This window comes from Rahnella victoriana (assembly GCF_021276285.1).
In the GTDB taxonomy this organism is placed as follows: domain Bacteria; phylum Pseudomonadota; class Gammaproteobacteria; order Enterobacterales; family Enterobacteriaceae; genus Rahnella; species Rahnella victoriana.
This window is the reverse complement of the sequence record NZ_CP089919.1, coordinates 1,765,096-1,784,439: the sequence shown is the minus strand read 5'-3', so window position 1 is coordinate 1,784,439 and position 19,344 is coordinate 1,765,096. Positions and strand designations below refer to the sequence as shown.

16 protein-coding genes, 1 tRNA gene and 2 other RNA genes are annotated in these 19,344 nt (G+C 57.8%); 12 read left to right on the top strand and 7 right to left on the bottom strand.

Going from position 1 to position 19,344, the window contains the following annotated elements; genetic code table 11:
- Nucleotides 1–14: 14 nt before the first annotated feature.
- The 8 genes from J9880_RS08240 (at nucleotide 15) to J9880_RS08205 (ending at nucleotide 6,280) form a co-directional block, all read left to right on the top strand.
- Nucleotides 15–1,100: an ABC transporter permease gene (locus tag J9880_RS08240; protein ID WP_232770302.1), complete on the top strand. Its 1,086-nt coding sequence runs from the start codon at nucleotides 15–17 to the stop codon at nucleotides 1,098–1,100.
- Nucleotides 1,097–2,032 carry an ABC transporter permease gene (locus J9880_RS08235; RefSeq protein WP_133823050.1) on the top strand — a complete coding sequence of 312 codons (936 nt, stop codon included), beginning with the start codon at nucleotides 1,097–1,099 and terminating at the stop codon, nucleotides 2,030–2,032. Before J9880_RS08240 ends, J9880_RS08235 begins: the two co-directional genes overlap by 4 nt.
- On the top strand, nucleotides 2,025–2,891 hold the full coding sequence (locus J9880_RS08230; RefSeq protein ID WP_232770301.1) for an ABC transporter ATP-binding protein: 867 nt from the start codon (nucleotides 2,025–2,027) through the stop codon (nucleotides 2,889–2,891). The genes J9880_RS08235 and J9880_RS08230 overlap by 8 nt, the downstream gene beginning before the upstream one ends.
- Nucleotides 2,892–2,932: 41 nt before the next feature.
- Nucleotides 2,933–3,670 (top strand): ABC transporter ATP-binding protein, encoded by a 738-nt coding sequence (locus J9880_RS08225; protein WP_232770452.1) that lies wholly within the window; start codon nucleotides 2,933–2,935, stop codon nucleotides 3,668–3,670.
- Between the two features lie 19 nt (nucleotides 3,671–3,689).
- Nucleotides 3,690–5,069, top strand: coding sequence for an MmgE/PrpD family protein (locus J9880_RS08220; protein ID WP_232770300.1), 1,380 nt, complete (start codon nucleotides 3,690–3,692; stop codon nucleotides 5,067–5,069).
- A 146-nt stretch (nucleotides 5,070–5,215) separates the two neighbouring features.
- Nucleotides 5,216–5,371, top strand: a complete 156-nt coding sequence (locus tag J9880_RS08215) for a type II toxin-antitoxin system RelE/ParE family toxin (protein WP_014411453.1) — start codon at nucleotides 5,216–5,218, stop codon at nucleotides 5,369–5,371.
- 81 nt (nucleotides 5,372–5,452) lie between these two features.
- The gene (locus J9880_RS08210) at nucleotides 5,453–5,797 is read left to right on the top strand and encodes a type II toxin-antitoxin system PrlF family antitoxin (RefSeq protein ID WP_014333376.1); all 345 of its coding nucleotides are present in this window, start codon (nucleotides 5,453–5,455) and stop codon (nucleotides 5,795–5,797) included.
- 6 nt (nucleotides 5,798–5,803) lie between these two features.
- Nucleotides 5,804–6,280, top strand: coding sequence for a type II toxin-antitoxin system YhaV family toxin (locus J9880_RS08205; RefSeq protein ID WP_232770299.1), 477 nt, complete (start codon nucleotides 5,804–5,806; stop codon nucleotides 6,278–6,280).
- A gap of 101 nt (nucleotides 6,281–6,381) precedes the next feature.
- On the opposite strand, the gene J9880_RS08200 is transcribed toward J9880_RS08205, so the two are convergent.
- The 7 genes from J9880_RS08200 to J9880_RS08170 all read right to left on the bottom strand — a co-directional run bounded on the left by J9880_RS08200 (nucleotide 6,382) and on the right by J9880_RS08170 (nucleotide 11,379).
- Nucleotides 6,382–6,511: non-coding RNA, RtT sRNA (locus tag J9880_RS08200), on the bottom strand.
- Between the two features lie 32 nt (nucleotides 6,512–6,543).
- Nucleotides 6,544–6,673, bottom strand: a non-coding RNA gene (locus tag J9880_RS08195) — RtT sRNA.
- Between the two features lie 32 nt (nucleotides 6,674–6,705).
- Nucleotides 6,706–6,782 (bottom strand) — tRNA-Pro (locus J9880_RS08190).
- A gap of 100 nt (nucleotides 6,783–6,882) precedes the next feature.
- Entirely contained in the window at nucleotides 6,883–8,562 is a 1,680-nt protein-coding gene (gene eptB, locus J9880_RS08185) for a kdo(2)-lipid A phosphoethanolamine 7''-transferase (protein WP_119825509.1), read from the bottom strand.
- A 284-nt stretch (nucleotides 8,563–8,846) separates the two neighbouring features.
- On the bottom strand, nucleotides 8,847–9,269 hold the full coding sequence (locus J9880_RS08180) for an organic hydroperoxide resistance protein (protein ID WP_013573432.1): 423 nt from the start codon (nucleotides 9,267–9,269) through the stop codon (nucleotides 8,847–8,849).
- A gap of 133 nt (nucleotides 9,270–9,402) precedes the next feature.
- Nucleotides 9,403–9,861 (bottom strand): MarR family winged helix-turn-helix transcriptional regulator, encoded by a 459-nt coding sequence (locus J9880_RS08175; protein ID WP_095923961.1) that lies wholly within the window; start codon nucleotides 9,859–9,861, stop codon nucleotides 9,403–9,405.
- Nucleotides 9,862–9,933: 72 nt separating this feature from the next.
- A complete protein-coding gene (locus J9880_RS08170) occupies nucleotides 9,934–11,379 on the bottom strand; it encodes an alpha/beta hydrolase (RefSeq protein WP_232770298.1) in 1,446 nt (481 codons plus the stop codon).
- Between the two features lie 285 nt (nucleotides 11,380–11,664).
- On the opposite strand from J9880_RS08170, the gene atzF reads away from it, so the two are divergent.
- The 4 genes from atzF (at nucleotide 11,665) to urtA (ending at nucleotide 19,277) form a co-directional block, all read left to right on the top strand.
- Nucleotides 11,665–13,512, top strand: a complete 1,848-nt coding sequence (atzF, locus tag J9880_RS08165; RefSeq protein WP_232770297.1) for an allophanate hydrolase — start codon at nucleotides 11,665–11,667, stop codon at nucleotides 13,510–13,512.
- A 12-nt stretch (nucleotides 13,513–13,524) separates the two neighbouring features.
- Nucleotides 13,525–17,157, top strand: coding sequence for an urea carboxylase (uca, locus tag J9880_RS08160; RefSeq protein WP_232770451.1), 3,633 nt, complete (start codon nucleotides 13,525–13,527; stop codon nucleotides 17,155–17,157).
- A 40-nt stretch (nucleotides 17,158–17,197) separates the two neighbouring features.
- A complete protein-coding gene (locus tag J9880_RS08155) occupies nucleotides 17,198–17,920 on the top strand; it encodes a GntR family transcriptional regulator (RefSeq protein ID WP_095923964.1) in 723 nt (240 codons plus the stop codon).
- Between the two features lie 85 nt (nucleotides 17,921–18,005).
- Nucleotides 18,006–19,277 (top strand): urea ABC transporter substrate-binding protein, encoded by a 1,272-nt coding sequence (gene urtA / locus J9880_RS08150; RefSeq protein ID WP_119825515.1) that lies wholly within the window; start codon nucleotides 18,006–18,008, stop codon nucleotides 19,275–19,277.
- The last annotated feature ends 67 nt before the right edge of the window (nucleotides 19,278–19,344 follow it).

The following is a 19,344-nucleotide window of genomic DNA, read 5'->3' as shown; positions in this document are numbered from 1 at the left end:
CCAGGGAGCGCCCGATGTCGCAACTCGACCCGACCGCGGCGGGAATGTCACCCGCTGAACCTCTCTGGCTGCGGCTGCGCGAAAGCGCCGCCCGGCTGGGTAAATTGCTGGTTTCCGTGTTCTGCACATTACTGGGGCTGGCGGCGCTGACCTTTTTTATTGGCCGCCTGCTGCCGATTGATCCGGTGGTGTCAGTGCTCGGCGATAACGCCAGTCAGGAAGCCTATCAGAAGATGTATCACCTGCTCGGGCTGGACAAACCGCTGTGGGAACAATTTGCTCTCTACCTGAAAAACGTCGCGATGCTGGATTTCGGAAACGCGCTGACCACCGGCAATCCGGTCACCACCGATATCGCCCGCGTGTTTCCGGCCACGCTGGAGCTGGCGACGTTGGCGGCGCTGATCGCCACCTGTCTGGGCATTCCGGCGGGCGTGTTGTCGGCGATGTACCGCAATACCTGGTTTGATCACTGCATCCGCTTTATCGGCCTGCTGGGGCATTCCGCGCCGAATTTCTGGCTGGGGCTGATGGGGCTGGTGCTGTTTTACGCCGGACTCGGCTGGATCGGCGGGCCGGGGCGTATCGACTTTATGTATGAATTTGACGTGCAAAAAGTCACCGGGTTTTATCTGATCGACACCGCGCTGACCGGCAACTGGGAAGCCTTTCGCAACGTCTTCAGCCACCTGATTTTACCGGCGTCAATTCTTGGCCTCAGCGGCCTGTCGTACATCAGCCGCATGACCCGCAGTTTTATGATTGAACAACTCGGGCAGGAATATGTGATCACCGCGCGCGTCAAAGGGCTGTCGTGGGCGCGCAGTGTGTGGATCCACGCCTTTCGCAACGTCGCGGTGCAGGTGGTGACGGTCGTCGCGCTGTCTTACGCCTTTTTACTTGAAGGCGCGGTGCTGACCGAAACCGTGTTCGCCTGGCCGGGTTTTGGCCGCTATCTCACCAACGCCATGCTGGCGGGCGACATGAACGCCGTGGTCGGCTGCTCGTTACTGATCGGCGTGATTTTTGTGGCGCTGAACCTTATCTGCGACCTGCTTTACCGCATCTTTGATCCGCGAACCCTTCAGGAGCAATCATGACCGACTCCGCTAAACCTCATCTCACTGCCCGTCCGGCGTTTTCCCTGCGGGCGTGGCTCGATGCCCCGGTTCCTGCCACGCCGTGGCAGGCGCGTGTCCAGCAAAGCCTGAGCCAGTGGCGGCGCTTTCGCCGGAATACGTCGGCGCTGTTCGGGCTGATCGTCATCCTGTTTATCGTCGCGGTCGCCATTTTCGCGCCGTGGCTGGCGACGCACGATATTTATGCCCAAAACCTGCACCTGCGGCTGGCACCGCCGGACCGGGAATACTGGCTGGGGACCGACGAACTCGGACGCGATATTTACAGCCGTCTGATTTATGGCGCACGCATCACGCTCTACATCACCGGCCTGACGGCGCTGATTGTCGGTCCGCTCGGTTTGCTGGTCGGCACGCTGGCGGGCACCGTCGGCGGCTGGACGGACACCATTCTGATGCGCATCGTCGATATCTTTCTGGCGTTCCCGAGCCTGATCCTGGCGCTGGGTTTTGTCGCCGCCCTCGGCCCCGGCATCGAAAATGCGATTATCGCGATTTCGCTTTCCGCCTGGCCGCCGATTGCCCGGCTGGCACGCGCCGAAGCCTTGTCTATCCGCAAAATGGATTACGTCGCCGCCGTGCGGTTACAGGGTGCGTCGCAGATGCGCATCATCCTGCGCCACATCATTCCGATGTGTCTGCCGTCGGTGGTGGTACGCCTGACGCTCAACATGGCGGGGATTATCCTGACCGCTTCCGGCCTCGGTTTTCTCGGCCTCGGCGCACAGGCACCCAGCCCGGAATGGGGCGCGATGCTCTCTTCCGGCCGTCAGTTCATGATGACTCACTGGACGATTGCGGCCATTCCCGGCCTGTCGATTCTTTTCACCAGCCTGGCGTTTAACCTGTTCGGTGACGGCCTGCGCGACGTACTGGATCTGCGCCATGACTGAGACATTGCTTGATGTACAAAACCTGAATATCCGCTTCAAAGGCCACCGGCAGGAAAACCACGCGGTGCGCGGGATCTCCTTCTCGGTGGGACGTGAAAAAGTGGCGATTGTCGGCGAATCCGGTTCCGGCAAATCGCTCACCGGCCGGTCGCTGCTGAAACTGACGCCGCAGGGTGCCAGCGTCAGCGCCGACCGCATGCAGTTTGGCGATATCGACCTGCTCAGCACCGGCGAGCGCCAGATGCGGAAAATCCGCGGCAAACGCATTTCGATGATTATGCAGGATCCAAAATTCTCGCTGAATCCGCTGATGCGCGTCGGTCATCAGATTAACGAGGCGTATCGCATTCACTTCAATGTCAGCGAAAAAGAAGCCCGCGTGAAAGCGCTGGCGATGCTGGAAGCGGTGAATATCCGTGACCCGGAGCGGGTCTTTGATCTCTATCCGCACGAGATTTCCGGCGGCATGGGCCAGCGCATCATGATCGCCATGATGCTGATCCCGGAACCTGATCTGATTATTGCCGACGAACCCACGTCGGCGCTGGATGTCACGGTGCGTCAGCAGGTGCTCAGCGTGCTGGATGATTTACTGGCACGGCGCAAAACCGGCCTGCTGTTTATCACTCACGACCTGAGTCTGGTCTCGAGTTTCTGCGACCGCGCCCTGGTGATGTACGCCGGGCGCATTCTCGAAGAAATCTCAGCCGATCAGCTGCATAACGCCAGACATCCTTACACCCGCGCCCTGCTCGCCAGCCAGCCGGATTTACAGCATCCGGTAGACATGCTCGCCATTCCGGCACGCGACCCCGCGTGGCTGACCGGCCCGGTATACCGCTACGGAGAAGCCTGCTGATGACCACATTCATCACCCCGCCACCGCTCACCGCCGACCGGATGATCGAGACCGTCGATTTGAGCATTACCTTCGGCAAAGGCCATCACCGCAAAACGGTGGTCGATGGCGTGACCCTGCACATCGCCCGCGGTGAAAGTTACGGACTGATCGGCGAATCCGGCTGCGGAAAATCGACCATTCTGCGCACGCTGACCGGCCAGAATACGCAGTACAACGGCGCAATTTTGTATCAGAACCGGGAGCAACATCCGGTGCGCGATAAAGACTATTACCGGCAGGTGCAGATGGTGTTTCAGGATCCGTATGCCTCGCTGCATCCGCGCAAAATGGTGTATCACACGCTGCTGGAACCGCTGGTGATCCACGGCATGGACCGCCGTGAAGAACGCATCAGCGACGTGCTCAATGCCCTCGGCCTGAGCGACGCCTTCCGTTACCGCTATCCGCATCAGCTTTCCGGCGGCCAGCGTCAGCGCGTGGCGCTGGCACGGGCGCTGATCATCGAACCGCAGGTGTTGCTGCTCGACGAACCGACTTCGGCGCTGGACGTGTCAGTGCAGGCGGAGATCCTCAATCTGCTGAAAAAACTGCGCCGTGAACGCAACCTGACTTACCTGATGGTGACGCACGATCTGGCCGTGGTCGCGCACCTGTGCGACCGCGTCGCCATTATGCATCAGGGAAAATTGCTGGAAGAACTGACTGCCGGTGAAATCCGCAGCGGTGACGCCCGCGAGCCTTATACCCAACAATTTCTTGCCGCCAGCCGCCACTGACGCCGTTGAAGGAAACACCATGAATGTGATTGAAGCCATTGCCCGCTGGTGTTGCAGCCAGCCCGATTTCAGCGCGACAGCCCGCCGCAAAGCCCGCGAGGCGATCACCGATACGCTGGCCTGCCTGTACGCCGGACAGGATGATTTTTCCAGCCGGGCGGTGCGTGCTGCCAGCGAAACGTATTTCACCCCGCACGCCAGTTCACGCTTAGCTGGCGGCGGACGTGCCCCGGCGGCCATCGCGGCGCTGGTCAACGGCACGGCCGCACACGCCATCGATTATGACGACAACTTCGCGCCGGGCATGAGCCATGCGTCTGCGGTGCTGGTTCCGGCGCTGCTGGCGGTCGGCGATGACATCCGCGCCAGTGGCGAACAACTGGTACAGGCGTATCTGATCGGGCTACAGGCGCAGGCGTTTGTCGGATCCGGCGTCGCGCCTTCGCATTACACTGCAGGCTGGCACGGCACCTCGACCGTCGGCTGCATCGGCAGCGCAGCCGGGGTCGCCTGGTTGATGGGGTTGGATCAGGCCGGTATCGCGCGCGCGTTGAGCAATGCCGTCAGTTTTGCTTCCGGCACCAAAGGGCAGTTCGGCACCCCGGTCAAACCGCTGCATGCCGGATGGGCGGCCCGCAATGCGGTGGACGCGGCGAATTTCGCCCGCCAGCAGATGCAGGGGCGCATTGATATTCTGGAAGCGCCACAAGGCTTTCTGGAAATGTTTGGCGGCCTGACACCGCCGGGCTGGGATATTCCGGCCATTTTGGGCACTCATCTGCATGTCATTGAAACCACCGGCGTGATGCCGAAACGTCATCCGTGCTGCGGCTCGACGCACATGATTATCGATGCGCTGGATGATCTGCGTGCGCAGCATGATTTCAGCGACGACGACGTGCTGGCCGTTGATACGCTGGTCGGCATCGCCAATCTGCGCAATCTGGCGTATCCGCAGCCGGTCAACGAAATGCAGGCACGTTTCTCGATGCAGTACTGCGTCGATACCTGGCTGCGCCACGGCTCGCTGGGCGTCAGTGATTTCACCCCTGCGCGGGTCGCAGAACTCGCTGAACCGGCGCGTCTGGCCCGCATTTCCATGCGCTGCTATACGCCGGAACAGGAAGCCGGGCTGCCGCCGGAGGAGCGCCTGACCCATGAGGTCACGCTGACGTTGCGCGATGGCCGCACCTTACAGGCGGGCCGCAAGCTGGCGAAAGGCAGCAACCGCGAGCCGTTCAGCGACGCTGACAGACTGCGAAAATTCACCGACTGCTGCGCGACGATGAGCAATGCCAGCGGCCTTTTCCGCCAGCTTAACCGGCTGGAAGAACAGGAAGATCTGGAATTTTTAGCCGCATTGTTTGACGAGCCTTTGCGCGATGGCGCGCAAGGTTGAGTGCAAGAAAAACGGCGTGCCGGGCATTTTTACGTGATGCCTCGCAGGGATGAAAATCCGGCGAAAATGCCCCTTTCTTACGTGTGGGGCAACGCCTATTCTCGCGGCTCAGGGAACTCAAGAAAGGCGATCTCAGTGACCTGAGGGTGCATAAATTCCCGCTGGAAAAGCAGCAGGCTTTGCTGGGTTATTGCTGGCGCGAAGAAAAAATTGAACTGTATCTGCTCAGCCTGGATTCGCATGAGAATTTCTATCAGGATCATAAAAATCACCGCAAAGGCGATTTGAAGATGATGAAGTGAAAAGCAATGCATTTGCATTGGCAATGCAAATGCATTACGCTGACAAAATTGCTCAAATAAGCATCATTATGGAGTCTCATTATGTCAGCCTCGGCAGTATGGGGAATAAAATTCGAAGCCGAATCCAAAGTCACCCGCCGCTTCCAGACCACCATTCCGGCCACTATCCGTAAGGCATTAAATCTCACCGAAAATGATCGGATCCAGTACAAGATTTTGCCAGACGGGCAGGTGGTTATTTCGAGGCAACTCGAAGAAGCGGAAGACCCTGTTATCAGTGCCTTTCTCGGTTTTGTGGCAAAAGATATGCTCAATAACCCGGAAAATATGCAGCCGGTAACATTATCCCTGCATGAAAAAATCAATGTACTGACCGCCGGGATGGCTATCGATCTTGAGAGCCCGCTTTCTGACGATGACGAGTAAAGGATTATGCACAATCAGGCCATGGAGATTAACGGATGGACCCTTCTCGCTCATCCTCTGATCCTGCAACAAATACAGGCACTCACTGATCAGGTTGTTTTACTGCGCCGCAAAGATCCGGCGGGCTATAAAAGTAAAAATGCCACCAAACGGCTGGCTGCGATCAATAAGCTGATGTTTGACGTTATCCCGCAGGATCCGGCGCGTGTTGAATTCCGTCAGGGCGATACGTTAGGCGGGGAATTCTCACACTGGTTCAGGGCAAAATTCTTCCAGCAGTACCGTTTGTTTTTCCGTTACAACCTGAAAAGCCGGATCATTATTTACGCCTGGGTGAATGATGATAAAGAATTACGCGCTTACGAAAGCAAAACAGACGCATACCGGATGTTTCGCAAGATGTTGAAAAGCGGTGAACCGCCAGACAACTGGCAGGCACTTTTCGAGGCGTCAGGGAAGGTAGCGGCGGAACAAGTACCTTAGTCTCCCTCAGATACGCCACAAAGCAAAAAGCCCGCAACCGGAAGGCCGCGGGCTTTTTACAGACGAAAAAAAACCTGCTTTAAAAGCAGGTTTTTCAAATGTGGTCGGCGAGAGAGGATTACGCGCATCTTCGATGCTTGCCCTGCGGGCCGTTGCTAACGCAACGTGGTCTCGCTTCGCTCGGCTCAAACCTCCTTCGGAGGTTCTCATCCTCTTTACTACAGGCGAAAAAAAACCTGCTTTAAAAGCAGGTTTTTCAAATGTGGTCGGCGAGAGAGGATTACGCGCATCTTCGATGCTTGCCCTGCGGGCCGTTGCTAACGCAACGTGGTCTCGCTTCGCTCGGCTCAAACCTCCTTCGGAGGTTCTCATCCTCTTTACTACAGGCGAAAAAAAACCTGCTTTAAAAGCAGGTTTTTCAAATGTGGTCGGCGAGAGAGGATTCGAACCTCCGACCCACTGGTCCCAAACCAGTTGCGCTACCAAGCTGCGCTACTCGCCGAATGGGGCGCATCTTACTGCGACCCCCTCAGAGCGTCAATGGCTTTTTAAAACATCCGGACTGACTGACCAGAAATTATCCGATGCGTTGCCAAAATGACCTATAGCTTCTGTTCTGCCTGAGGTTTGGCACACCAGTTATTCGCCGGATTAATACCTCCATCTGGCGAGGTGTAACCCAGACACCCCAGAATCGAGTCGAATAACTCAACATGGCGTTTCTTCGCGCCGATACGCTGCTGCGCCTGCAATTGCTCAAACGCCAGTTTATGATCCGGCTGCTCGAGGAAACTGTCGGAAGCCCACACCATCATCGGCACGCGGAACTGCTCCGGCGGCGCCATCTCGCGCGGCGTACCGTGCAGATGCGAGTTCTCATCAATAGATTCACCGTGGTCAGACGCGTAAAACACCAGCGCTTTCTTATCGCGCAGCTGATCAATCACGTTATCGATAAAGGTATCGGTGTACAGCACGCTGTTATCGAATGCATTGATCAGTTCCGCTTTGGTGCAGGTGTTGCTCTTACATTCCGGCGTATAGCGGGCGTAACTGCGTGGATAACGCTGGGAATAGAGATAGTGCGAGCCTTTGGTGTGCAGGATCACCAGATGCTTACCTTTCGGATGCGTTCTCAGGGATTCCTGTAACTCATTGACCAGCAACATGTCATCGACCGGCTTACCGTCGTTGCGCTTTTCCGAGGCAATAATTTCGCGGAAGGAGAAATTATTGGTGTCGGCATTGTTGTAGAACCACAACTCGCTTTGCATGGCGAACAGTTCGGAGGTGAATCCCAGCGACTTCATCACGGCAAAGATATTCTGCTCTTTCAGGGTACGCTGCGGGTTATCTGCCGTACCGCCTTCGCGCACGAACATACAGCGCAGAGAGAGCTTAGTGGCCGTATCGCAGGACGTCCCGCGAAACGCCACCAGATTCTTCTCTTTAGACAGGCGCGGCGTGGTATCGCGCTCGTAACCTAAAATGCCCATGTGATCCCAGCGGGTGGTTTCACCGATGATAAACACGACATAAGTGTCATCAATGTCAGCAGGCGCCACGTAGGTGAAGTTCTTCGCCGGATCAAAGTAATTACCCGCATCCCGGCTTTCATCCACCTGCGTATACGCATACAAACCCAGCGCGGCCAGCCAGTTAGACGGCAGATAGGAGTGCGCGACCACACCGCCATAACTCGGCAAATCCACGTTGGTTTTTTTCTCATTCACGCTCTGCGCGTGATCAAGGGACCGCAATGGCAGCCAGACCAGCAGCACCGCCGCCAGCAATACGCCTAACGGTATGAGGCGCTGCCCCGGCGTTTTTATCTGTTCGATCAGCGTCAGGCGCAGGTTGTTTTTCCAGATAAGGAACAGCGGTATCGCGCTGACCAGTGCCATCCAGATAAACAGGTGATAGCCAATGATCTCTTTGCTCAGATCGATGTCGGTGGTCATGACCGACACCACAATGCCGTAGCCGATCACCACATTGAACATCACCATGTAGTAGCTGGCCGCCACGGAAATCAGTACCAGCAAACTGGCGATAATGCGGAAAAACAGCCGTCCTCCCAGCGAGAGCAAACGCAGAACAAAAAAGGTAAATAAGACGATGGCACAGACTTCTGTGACAGCCTGAACCAGTTCTGCCGACGTGAAATGATTGACCAATGCGGCAAAGCGGCGCTGGAACACAGAGACATTCAGGAAGATGCCAATGTAAATCGCTAACAATAAAGAAATATTTTGCTGCGATAGAGTCTTCACTCTATTCATGAAAAGTCACTTTCCTAACGTATTTTGAAAAATCTGGAATCATTGTGACATGTTTATGCCGGACTGGTTCACAGATTATGCTGAGAATGAGGTTTTATGCGGCTTTCAGAATTGTTCCGCATGAACAGCGGCGTCGTGTTTTCTTTCTGAATCTTTTCCGTTTCCATGAGAAAAGGCGTTAAAAAGCAAAAAGGAGGCCGAAGCCTCCCTGACATTTTTGCATTTTTTATGTCACAACAATCCCTGGTGCAGGCGTTGCGGAACAGCACGTTATTTCAGATGCGTTATTTCACGTTCAGCGTGACGTCGATATTGCCACGGGTCGCGTTGGAGTACGGGCAAACCTGATGCGCTTTTGCCACCAGTGCTTCGGCTTCGCTGCGTTCAAAGCCCGGCAGGGTGATATCCAGCTGCACTTCGATACCGTAACCGCCCGGAATCGCACCAATACCTACCGCGCCTTCGATTTTAGCGTCAGCAGGGATTTTAATTTTTTCCTGCGCGGCCACGGCTTTCAGTGCGCCGAGGAAACAGGCGGAATAACCGGCAGCAAACAGCTGCTCAGGGTTGGTACCGCCACCCATGCCGCCCATTTCTTTAGGTACGCCCAGTTTGACGTCAAGAACGCCGTCATCGGAAGTCGCACGGCCATCACGGCCACCGGTAGCGGATGCATGAGCACGATACACAACTTTTTCAATAGACATATTTCGTTCCTTATCAGTGAAAGAGATTAGTAAATTTTAAACGATTTAATCGCACACTACTTATTTGATACTACCAGACGACGCTAAAAATGCTTTCAGACTCGTCTGTTTACCTGATTCAACGTCTTCAGACTCAGGCTTTATCCTGAAGTTTAGCCCGTAAGACTTCCAGCTGCTGTTTCAGTGCCACGATTTCGCCGACATCACATTCCGTGGCACACAGAATGGCTTCGGGAATGCCCTGCGCTTTGTCGCGTAACGTTTTGCCCGCCTCCGTCAGGGAAATGATCACCTGACGTTCGTCGGCTTTGGCGCGCTGACGTACCAGCAAACCGGCGGCTTCGAGACGTTTGAGCAACGGCGTTAACGTCGCCGAATCCAGAAACAGTTTTTCGCCGATGTCAGACACCGTGACTTCATCGCGTTGCCACAGCACCAGCATCACCAGATATTGCGGATACGTGAGGTCGAGCTGGCCGAGCAATTTACGGTAAACCTTATGCAGCGCCAGATTCGCGGAGTACAGCGCGAAACACATCTGTTGATCCAGATGCAGCATGCCGTTTTGTGTGGAGCCGATGTCTGTTTTCATGTTCATGCCGCCAATATATATAGCGCGCGATATTATCGCAAGCACTTTTAAAAAAACCCTCAGCGGCCTTGATCAGAAGCCCGTGATCCGCTGCAACATATAGGGATAAAACGGGTTGGACGAAACCCGCATCAGCTGGTCCATACTCACCACCAGCGCGCCATTTTCACCCCGGGCGGCCAGCGTCCCCAGACGGATACCAAACTGCGCAGGCCCCTGCGGATTGCGCCCGTACAGCGAATCGTCCGTCGGGAAAGGCAGCGCGACGTGCGATAACGAATAGAATTCAGACGGGTAATTCAGCCCCAGCGGACTGACCGTGACCGCACCCTGCCCCGCCGCCGTGGTTTTCGCCACAGCCGCCGCATCATCCGGCGAGGCATTGGTGATCACCGTCGTCTGATAAGCGCGTGGCGGTGCAGGCAGCAAACGCTCCACGGCAGTTTCTGACGCCGGACGCAGCAACGGGCCGACGTACGCACTGCGGTTAATATCAAACAACACCAGCTGACTGCCGTTGGCGGGGAGCTGATTAAACAGCGCCGTCACCACCGCACGGGCGCTGACGGTGGAATCGACAACAGACTGAAAAGCCAGCAACGGCGGTAACTGTGCCAGCTTGCCGGATGCCGCGTCCCGGCTGATCTGCTGCTGTAAAACATGGGTCAGCAGATAAGACTGCCGGGCGGCTTTCACCGGGAAGGAATTGTATTTAAACGGGTTAAATTCCGGCATCAGGTTCAGCCAGGCGGTTTTGGCGAAGGCCGGAAAAATGGCCGGCCAGCCCGCATATCCGGCGAAGCGTGCAAAGCTTGTCACGCCAATCATCGGGGAGATCAGCACCACGCGGGAAGGACGCGCCAGTGCAGGATCATCGAGCGAATCCAGCGTGTATTTCATTGCCAGCGCGCCACCATTGGAGAAACCGACCAGTTGCAGCGGCACCTCCGTCCCTGCCACACGCCGCGCCTCACGCACCGCCAGCCGCGTCGCCGCCAGCCACTGTTCCCAGTCCACCCGCGTCAGACCGCCGGGTACCGTTCCATGACCGGGCAGGCGGATACCGACCGCCACAAACCCACGGCGACGGTAATCTTCTGCGATATGCCGCAGGCTGTACGGGGAATCCGTCAGCCCATGCAACAGCACCACCGCACCGACCGGCTTACCGTCGGGCATCAGCTCATAAGAGCGGTTCCAGTCCTGCGCAAAATGCTCCGGATAAATCGGGCTGCGATCGTAATAACGGTTGAGCGGGATCCGCTCCTCGCGATCCAGCTTATCCGTCACCTGCTGCTTCACTTCCACAAACGCCTGCTGCTCGGCACGCAAATACGCGGCCCAGTCGCTCTTATCCAGCTGCTCCGTACTCAGTTCGTCCGGCACCAGTTTGTGCCACGGCTCAAGCGGCGGTCCCTGCAACGCGTCATAAGTCCGCACAGCCAGCAGCGTAATAATCACCAGAATCAGCGCCAGCAACAGCTTTTTCAGGCGTTCAGAGAGATGACGAAGTTGCATTAAATAGGGGTTTCCTAAAGACAGTTTCGGAGAAAGACAGCATTTAAAAGATATGCCCTTCCTGAGCATTATTGGAAATAATCATAATGCAATTACCTTGAACGGTAGCTGCACAAAGCGCAAATTTTCGCCCCATTTTTGTTCAGTTGCATGACTTGCGTGGTGCAACAATTATACAGGCCGGTCATGCAACCAACCTTAAACCCAGAAATATCAAGGGATAATAATCTGGCACAGGCTTTGCTTAGATGAATTCAATCTTGTATACCAGATGGGATTCACACTATGGCTTTGACTTCAGATACCGTCACATCGCCCTATCGCGGTTTTACCTTGCGGGAGTGGCAGCAACATTATCGCAGCGCGCCGGACAGTCTTCGTACCACGCTTTCGCTGGTGCGCGGCAGTCTGAGTGAGACCGATAACGCCTGGCTTTATCTCGCCACGGCGGAACAGCTTGAAGCACAAATTCATCATCTGGAAAGCCTGCGCGCAGAGACAGGGGGATCGCTCAGCGCCCTGCCGCTGTTTGGCGTGCCGTTTGCCGTTAAAGACAATATTGATGTGGCAGGCTGGCCGACCACGGCGGCCTGTCCGGCGTTTGCCTATACCGCGGAAGCGGATGCCACCGTCGTCGCCAATCTGAAAGCCAAAGGCGCGGTGCTGGTCGGTAAAACCAATCTGGATCAGTTTGCTACCGGCCTGGTGGGCACCCGCTCACCGTACGGCGCGGTAAACAATACCTTCAACCCCGACTTTGTCAGCGGCGGCTCCAGCTCCGGATCGGCCTCGGTGCTGGCCCGCGGGCTGGTGGCGTTCTCGCTCGGCACAGACACCGCCGGTTCCGGGCGCGTTCCGGCAGGCTTTAACAACGTCGTCGGGCTGAAACCGACCAAAGGCTGGCTGTCGAATACCGGCGTGGTGCCCGCCTGCCGCCTGAATGACGCCGTCTCGGTTTTCGCCCTGACCGTCGCCGATGCCCAGACCGTCGCTCACGCGGCGGGCGGTTATGACGCCGCCGACGCCTATTCGCGTAAAAATCCGCTTACCGCGCCCGTCGCCATGTCTCCGCATCCGCGCTTTGCCGTGCCGGACAGTCTGGAATTTTTTGGCGATGCACTGGCGGAGTTTGAGTTCGATCAGGCGCTGGAACGACTGAACAGCAGCGGCATCACCCTTGTACCCGTGGATTTCACGCCGTTCCGCGAACTGGCCGGACAGTTGTATTCCGGCGCGTGGGTCGCCGAACGCACCGTGGCGGTCGGCGAAATTTTTGAAGACAACCCCGACGCGATGGATCCGGTGGTGCGCGGCATTGTCGCCAGCGGTCTGGATTACAGTGCCTGCGATGCCTGGCGCGCCGAGTATTTACGGGCGGAACTGGCCCGCAAAATCAATCAGACGCTGGAAGGGTTCGATGCGCTGGTGGTGCCGACGTCGCCGACCATCCGCACGCAGCAGGAGATGGCGCAGGAGCCGGTGCTCTATAACTCGCAGTTCGGTATTTACACCAACTTCACCAATCTGGCGGATTTGTCCGCGCTGGCGCTGCCTTCCAGCCTGCGCGCCGATGGTCTGCCTGCCGGGATCACGCTGATTGCGCCCGCGTGGCACGACGATGCGCTGGCCAGTTTTGGCCGTCAGTGGCAGCGCAGTCTGAGCCTGCCGCTCGGCGCGACCGGGCTGCCGGTGAAATCCGAAGAATTCATGACACCCGCGCCGGTCAGTGCCGCCAGCGTGCGCGTCGCCGTGGTCGGCGCCCATCTGACCGGCATGCCGCTGAACGTTCAGCTCACCAGCCGCCATGCGGTGCGCGTCGAACAGACCACCACCGCCGCAGCCTACAAGCTTTATGCCCTTGCCAATACCACACCGCCAAAACCGGGGCTGGTACGGGCGGAAGGCGGCAGCGCCATTATCGTCGAACTGTGGGATATCCCGCTGGCGCGCTTTGGTGAGTTCGTTGCGGAGATCCCGGCGCCGCTTGGGATCGGGACGCTGGAACTGGCCGATGGCCGCACGGTGAAAGGTTTTATCTGCGAGCCGTGGGCGATCAGCGAGGCCACCGATATCACCGCCTTTGGTGGCTGGAGAAGTTACATCCACAGCCTGACTGCACCGGTAAAACTCTGAGGAGCCACGATGATGTTCAACACCGTATTGATTGCTAACCGTGGCGAAATTGCCTGCCGCGCGATCCGCACGCTGAAACGTCTGGGCGTCACCAGCGTGGCGGTCTATTCCGATGCCGACCGCAACGCGCCGCACGTCGCGCAGGCCGATATTGCCATCGCGCTGGGCGGTGACAAGGCCAGCGAAAGCTACCTGATGATCGACAAAATTCTGGACGCCGCGAAAGAAACCGGCGCGCAGGCGATTTATCCGGGTTACGGCTTTTTATCCGAAAGCGCAGAGTTTGCCGATGCCTGCGAGGCGGCGGGGATAGCGTTTATCGGCCCGACGGCCGGACAAATCCGCGAGTTTGGCCTCAAGCACCGCGCCCGTGAACTGGCCGGTGCCGCGAATGTGCCGATGACGCCGGGCACCGGTTTGCTCGGCAACATTGAAGAGGCCGTCACGGCGGCGGCCGGCATCGGCTATCCGGTGATGCTGAAAAGTACCGCAGGCGGCGGAGGCATTGGGCTGACACGCTGCGACGACGAAGCGGGACTGCGCGCCGCGTGGGACAGCGTAAAGCGTCTCGGCGAACAGTTTTTCCGCGACGCCGGTGTGTTTCTCGAACGCTTTGTCGATCGCGCCCGTCACGTCGAAGTGCAGATTTTCGGCGACGGCAAAGGCCGCGTGGTGGCGCTGGGCGAACGCGACTGTTCGTTGCAGCGCCGCAATCAGAAAGTGGTGGAGGAAACCCCTGCGCCGAATCTGCCGCAGGCCAGCCGCGAGGCGTTGCATCGCGCCGCCGTGCAGCTCGGTGAATCGGTGGATTACCGCAGCGCCGGTACCGTTGAATTTATCTATGACGCCGCGCGCGACGAATTCTATTTTCTCGAAGTGAATACCCGCTTGCAGGTTGAGCATCCGGTCACCGAAATGGTCACCGGTCTGGACCTGATTGACTGCATGCTGAACGTCGCCGCAGACCAACCGCTGGACTGGACTGCAATGGAAAAAGCCCCGCAGGGTGCGTCGATGGAAGTGCGTATTTACGCCGAAGATCCGCTGAAGAATTTCCAGCCGAGTCCGGGCGTGCTGACCGAGGTCTTTTTCCCCGACGACGTGCGCGTTGACGGCTGGGTGTCTACCGGCAGTGAAGTGTCGGCCTTTTACGACCCGATGATCGCCAAACTGATTGTTCACGGCACCGACCGTCAGGACGCACTGGCGAAAATGTCGGCTGCGCTGGCCGCCACCCGTCTGCACGGCATCGCCACCAACATCGATTATCTGCGTCAGGTGGTTGCCACGCCGGTGTTCCGCGACGGCGAAATGTGGACGCGCATGCTCGACAGTTTTGCTTATGCGCCCAACGTCATCGAAGTGATCGCCCCCGGCACCTACAGCAGCGTGCAGGATTATCCGGGACGCCTCGGCTACTGGGATATCGGCGTGCCGCCTTCCGGCCCGATGGACGATTTTGCCTTCCGTCTCGCCAACCGCATTGTCGGTAATCATCCTGATGCCGCCGGTCTGGAATTTACGTTGCAGGGGCCAACCCTGCGCTTTCATTGCGACGCGGTGATCGCGCTGACCGGCGCAAGCTGTCCGGCCGATCTCGACGGCGAAACAGTGGCGTACTGGCAGCCGGTGAACGTAAAAGCCGGTCAGACGCTGACGCTTGGCCGCGCCACGCGGGGCTGCCGCACCTGTCTCGCGGTACGTAATGGCTTCGACGTGCCGGTGTATCTCGGCAGCCGTTCGACCTTCGCGCTCGGGCAGTTTGGCGGTCACGCGGGCCGGACGCTGCGCGTCGCCGACATGCTGAGCATTTCACAGCCGGAACTCGCGGCCTGCACCACGCCCGCACCGGTCAGTGTGCCGCAGGCGGCGGCAGACACTCTCGTGCCGGTGTATGGCGATATCTGGAATATCGGCGTGCTTTACGGGCCGCACGGCGCACCGGATTTCTTTACTCAGGAATCTATCGACACTTTCTTCGCCGCCGAATGGCAGGTGCATTACAACTCCAACCGCCTCGGCGTGCGGCTGGTCGGCCCGAAACCGCAATGGGCGCGGCAGGACGGCGGCGAAGCGGGTCTGCATCCGTCGAACGTGCATGACTGCGAATACGCCATTGGCGCGATCAATTTCACCGGCGACTTCCCGGTCATTCTGACCCGCGACGGGCCAAGCCTCGGCGGTTTCGTCTGTCCGGTGACCATCGCCAGCGCGGAATTGTGGAAAGTCGGCCAGGTCAAACCGGGCGATAAAATCCGTTTCCACCCGATCAGTTTTGAGCAGGCGCAGGCGCTGGAACGGGCGCAGCAAGGCACGATCGATTCGCTGCTGCCGGTCAACGCAATGGCGCTGCCGGTGCCGTCGTTGCTGCCGGACACCACGGCTTCCGCCACCATTCTTGCGGCGCTTCCGGCCACGGCAGAACGCCCGTCGGTGGAATACCGTCAGGCCGGTGACGGCTATGTGCTGATTGAGTACGGCGATAACGTGCTGGATCTGGCGGTACGTATGCGCATTTACCTGCTGATGAACGCCATCAGGGCCGCCGGTCAGCAAGGGATAGAAGAACTGTCGCCGGGCGTGCGCTCGCTGCAAATCCGCTACGACAGCCGCGTGCTGCATCAGACCGCGCTGCTGCAACATTTGCTGACGCTGGAACACAATCTGGCCGATGTCAGCCAGCTGAAAATCCCGACGCGCATCGTGCATATGCCGATGGCCTTTGAAGATTCCGCCACGCTTGGCGCGGTCGAACGCTATCAGCAAACCGTGCGTGCCGATGCGCCGTGGCTGCCAAATAACGTCGATTTCATCCAGCGCACCAACGGGCTGGCGAGCCGCGACGAGGTGAAAAACATCATTTTCGACGCCAGCTACCTGATCCTCGGGCTGGGCGATGTCTACCTCGGCGCGCCGTGCGCGGTGCCGGTCGATCCGCGCCATCGCCTGCTGAGTTCCAAATACAACCCGGCGCGCACTTTCACCGCTGAAGGCACGGTCGGCATCGGCGGCATGTACATGTGCATTTATGGCATGGATTCGCCGGGCGGCTATCAGCTGGTCGGCCGCACGCTGCCGATCTGGAACAAGTTTCTTAAGAATGAGCAGTTTAAAAACGGCGAGCCGTGGCTGCTGCATTTCTTCGATCAGGTGCGGTTCTATGAAGTGACCGAAGCCGAACTGGAAATTCAGCGCGAAGCGTTCCGCGAAGGGCGCGCGCAAATCACCATTGAAGAAACTGAGTTCGATTTTGCGCAATACACCCAATTTCTTGCCGACAACGCCGCCGATATTGCTGATTTCCGCGCCAGACAAACCGCAGCCTTTACCCGCGAGGTGGCGCACTGGCATGAGGCCGAAAGCGCCGCCGTGGAAGCCGCCGCCAATGCCGTGCCGTCAGTGGAGGACGACGCGGATCAGGACGGTCATTTAGTCAGCGCCGATCTCAACGGCAATATCTGGAAAATTCTGGTGGCACCGGGTCAGCAGGTCGAAGCAGGCCAGCCGCTGATCGTGGTGGAAGCGATGAAAATGGAGCTGTCGGTCAACGCGCCATGCGCCGGTACCGTACTGAAAATCAGTTGCCAGCAAGGCCGTCCGGTCGGGCCAGGTGATGCGCTGCTGTGGCTGGATACCGCCGTTTAATGCAGGTCAGCGCCGTTTTAAACATCCAGGGGAATATTTTATGCAACTGACGGACCCGAAATCTTCACGCAGTAAAAACCGTCCGGAAGGGCTGGCGGAACGGATTTATCAGCAGCTGAAAGACGACATTTTCAGCTTCCGCCTGCTGCCGGGCGACCGGTTCAGCGAAAACGACATCGCCGACCGCATGGACGTCAGCCGCACCCCGGTGCGTCAGGCGCTGTTCTGGCTGGAGCACGAAGGCTATGTCGAAGTGTTTTTCCGCAGCGGCTGGCAGGTTCGCCCGTTCGATTTCGATTTTTTCGAGCAACTGTATGACCTGCGCATCGTGCTGGAACTGGAAGCGGTAAAGCGTCTGTGTGCGCTGCCGCCTGCCGCTCAGCCGCTGCAACTGGCGGAACTGAAAGCCTTCTGGGTCGATCAGCCGCAACTGGCGGAGGGTCAGCTGGTGTCGCGTTATGACGAAGAGTTTCACATGACGCTGGTGGCGGCAGCCGGAAACGCCGAAATGGCGCGTATCCACCGTGAGCTGACGGAGAAAATCCGCATCATCCGGCGGCTGGATTTCACCAAAGGTGAGCGTGTGAACGCCACCTATAAAGAACACGCGAGCATTTTGCTCGCCATCATCCAACAACACACTGAGGAGGCGCAGCGCCAGTTACACGACCACATTGCCGTCAGTAAAGCCGAGGTGCGCAAAATTACTTTGCATATGCTGCACCGGGCGCGGGCGGAGAGTGACGAGGGCCACCCGTCATGACTTTTTTAAATGTTTTTTCGACTTTCACCATAACAGCGTTCTCTTAACCTATTTACATCACAGCAATTTTACAGAGGATTCATCTATGCAACGTCGACGTTTTATTAAAGCCTTTGCTCTTTCCGCCACCGTAGTCAGCATGGGTTTAGCCTGGAGCGCGCAGGCGGCCGACACCATCAAAGTCGGTATCATGCATTCGCTTTCCGGCACCATGGCCATTTCGGAAACCCCGCTGAAAGACATCGCGCTGATGACCATTGACGACATCAACGCCAAAGGCGGCGTACTGGGTAAAAAGCTGGAGCCGGTGGTGGTCGATCCGGCCTCAAACTGGCCGCTGTTCGCCGAGAAAGCCCGTCAGTTGCTGACGCAGGATAAAGTCGCGGTGGTGTTCGGCTGCTGGACGTCGGTGTCGCGTAAATCCGTGCTGCCGGTGTTTGAAGAACTGAACGGCCTGCTGTTCTATCCGGTGCAGTACGAAGGCGAAGAGATGTCGCCAAACGTGTTCTATACCGGTGCCGCGCCTAACCAGCAGGCCATTCCGGCGGTGGAATATCTGATGAGCGAAGACGGTGGCGCGGCCAAACGCTTCTTCCTGCTCGGCACTGACTACGTCTATCCGCGCACCACCAACAAAATCCTGCGCGCCTTCCTGCATTCGAAAGGCGTGAAAGACAGCGACATCGAAGAAGTCTATACGCCGTTCGGTTACAGCGATTATCAGACCATCGTTTCCAACATTAAGAAATTCTCCGCAGGCGGCAAGACCGCCGTGATCTCCACCATCAACGGCGATTCCAACGTGCCGTTCTACAAAGAACTGGCGAATCAGGGCGTGAAAGCGACGGATGTGCCGGTGGTGGCGTTCTCCGTCGGCGAAGAAGAACTGCGCGGTATCGACACCAAACCGCTGGTCGGTGACCTCGCGGCGTGGAACTACTTCCAGTCTGTCGATAACCCGACTAACAAGAAATTCGTCGCCGAATGGAAGGCTTACGCTAAGGCACACAAACTGCCAAATGCCGATACCGCCGTCACCAACGACCCGATGGAAGCGACCTATGTCGGCATCCATATGTGGGCGCAGGCGGTGGAAAAAGCGGGCACGACGGATGTGGATAAAGTCCGCGCCGCCATGGCCGGGCAGACCTTCGCTGCGCCGTCCGGCTTCACGCTGACCATGGATAAAACCAACCATCACCTGCACAAACCAGTGATGATCGGCGAAATCGAATCCAACGGTCAGTTCAACGTGGTCTGGCAGACCGACAAACCGATCCGCGCCCAGCCGTGGAGCCCGTACATCGCGGGTAACGATAAAAAGCCAGATACCCCGGTGAAAACAGCCAGTAACTGATTAAGCTCCTTCCCCTCTCACGAGGGGAAGGCTGGGATGGGGTGTGGGTTTTTTGACACTGAGTCGC

Coding starts and splice junctions, on each gene's coding strand:
- J9880_RS08230 (WP_232770301.1), top strand. CDS start 2,025: ATGACTGAGACATTGCTTGATGTACAAAACCTGAATATCCGCTTCAAA.
- J9880_RS08235 (WP_133823050.1), top strand. CDS start 1,097: ATGACCGACTCCGCTAAACCTCATCTCACTGCCCGTCCGGCGTTTTCC.
- J9880_RS08220 (WP_232770300.1), top strand. CDS start 3,690: ATGAATGTGATTGAAGCCATTGCCCGCTGGTGTTGCAGCCAGCCCGAT.
- J9880_RS08155 (WP_095923964.1), top strand. CDS start 17,198: ATGCAACTGACGGACCCGAAATCTTCACGCAGTAAAAACCGTCCGGAA.
- eptB (WP_119825509.1), bottom strand. CDS start 8,562: ATGAATAGAGTGAAGACTCTATCGCAGCAAAATATTTCTTTATTGTTA.
- uca (WP_232770451.1), top strand. CDS start 13,525: ATGTTCAACACCGTATTGATTGCTAACCGTGGCGAAATTGCCTGCCGC.
- J9880_RS08225 (WP_232770452.1), top strand. CDS start 2,933: ATGATCGAGACCGTCGATTTGAGCATTACCTTCGGCAAAGGCCATCAC.
- J9880_RS08240 (WP_232770302.1), top strand. CDS start 15: ATGTCGCAACTCGACCCGACCGCGGCGGGAATGTCACCCGCTGAACCT.
- J9880_RS08180 (WP_013573432.1), bottom strand. CDS start 9,269: ATGTCTATTGAAAAAGTTGTGTATCGTGCTCATGCATCCGCTACCGGT.
- urtA (WP_119825515.1), top strand. CDS start 18,006: ATGCAACGTCGACGTTTTATTAAAGCCTTTGCTCTTTCCGCCACCGTA.
- J9880_RS08175 (WP_095923961.1), bottom strand. CDS start 9,861: ATGAAAACAGACATCGGCTCCACACAAAACGGCATGCTGCATCTGGAT.
- J9880_RS08210 (WP_014333376.1), top strand. CDS start 5,453: ATGTCAGCCTCGGCAGTATGGGGAATAAAATTCGAAGCCGAATCCAAA.
- atzF (WP_232770297.1), top strand. CDS start 11,665: ATGGCTTTGACTTCAGATACCGTCACATCGCCCTATCGCGGTTTTACC.
- J9880_RS08205 (WP_232770299.1), top strand. CDS start 5,804: ATGCACAATCAGGCCATGGAGATTAACGGATGGACCCTTCTCGCTCAT.
- J9880_RS08170 (WP_232770298.1), bottom strand. CDS start 11,379: ATGCAACTTCGTCATCTCTCTGAACGCCTGAAAAAGCTGTTGCTGGCG.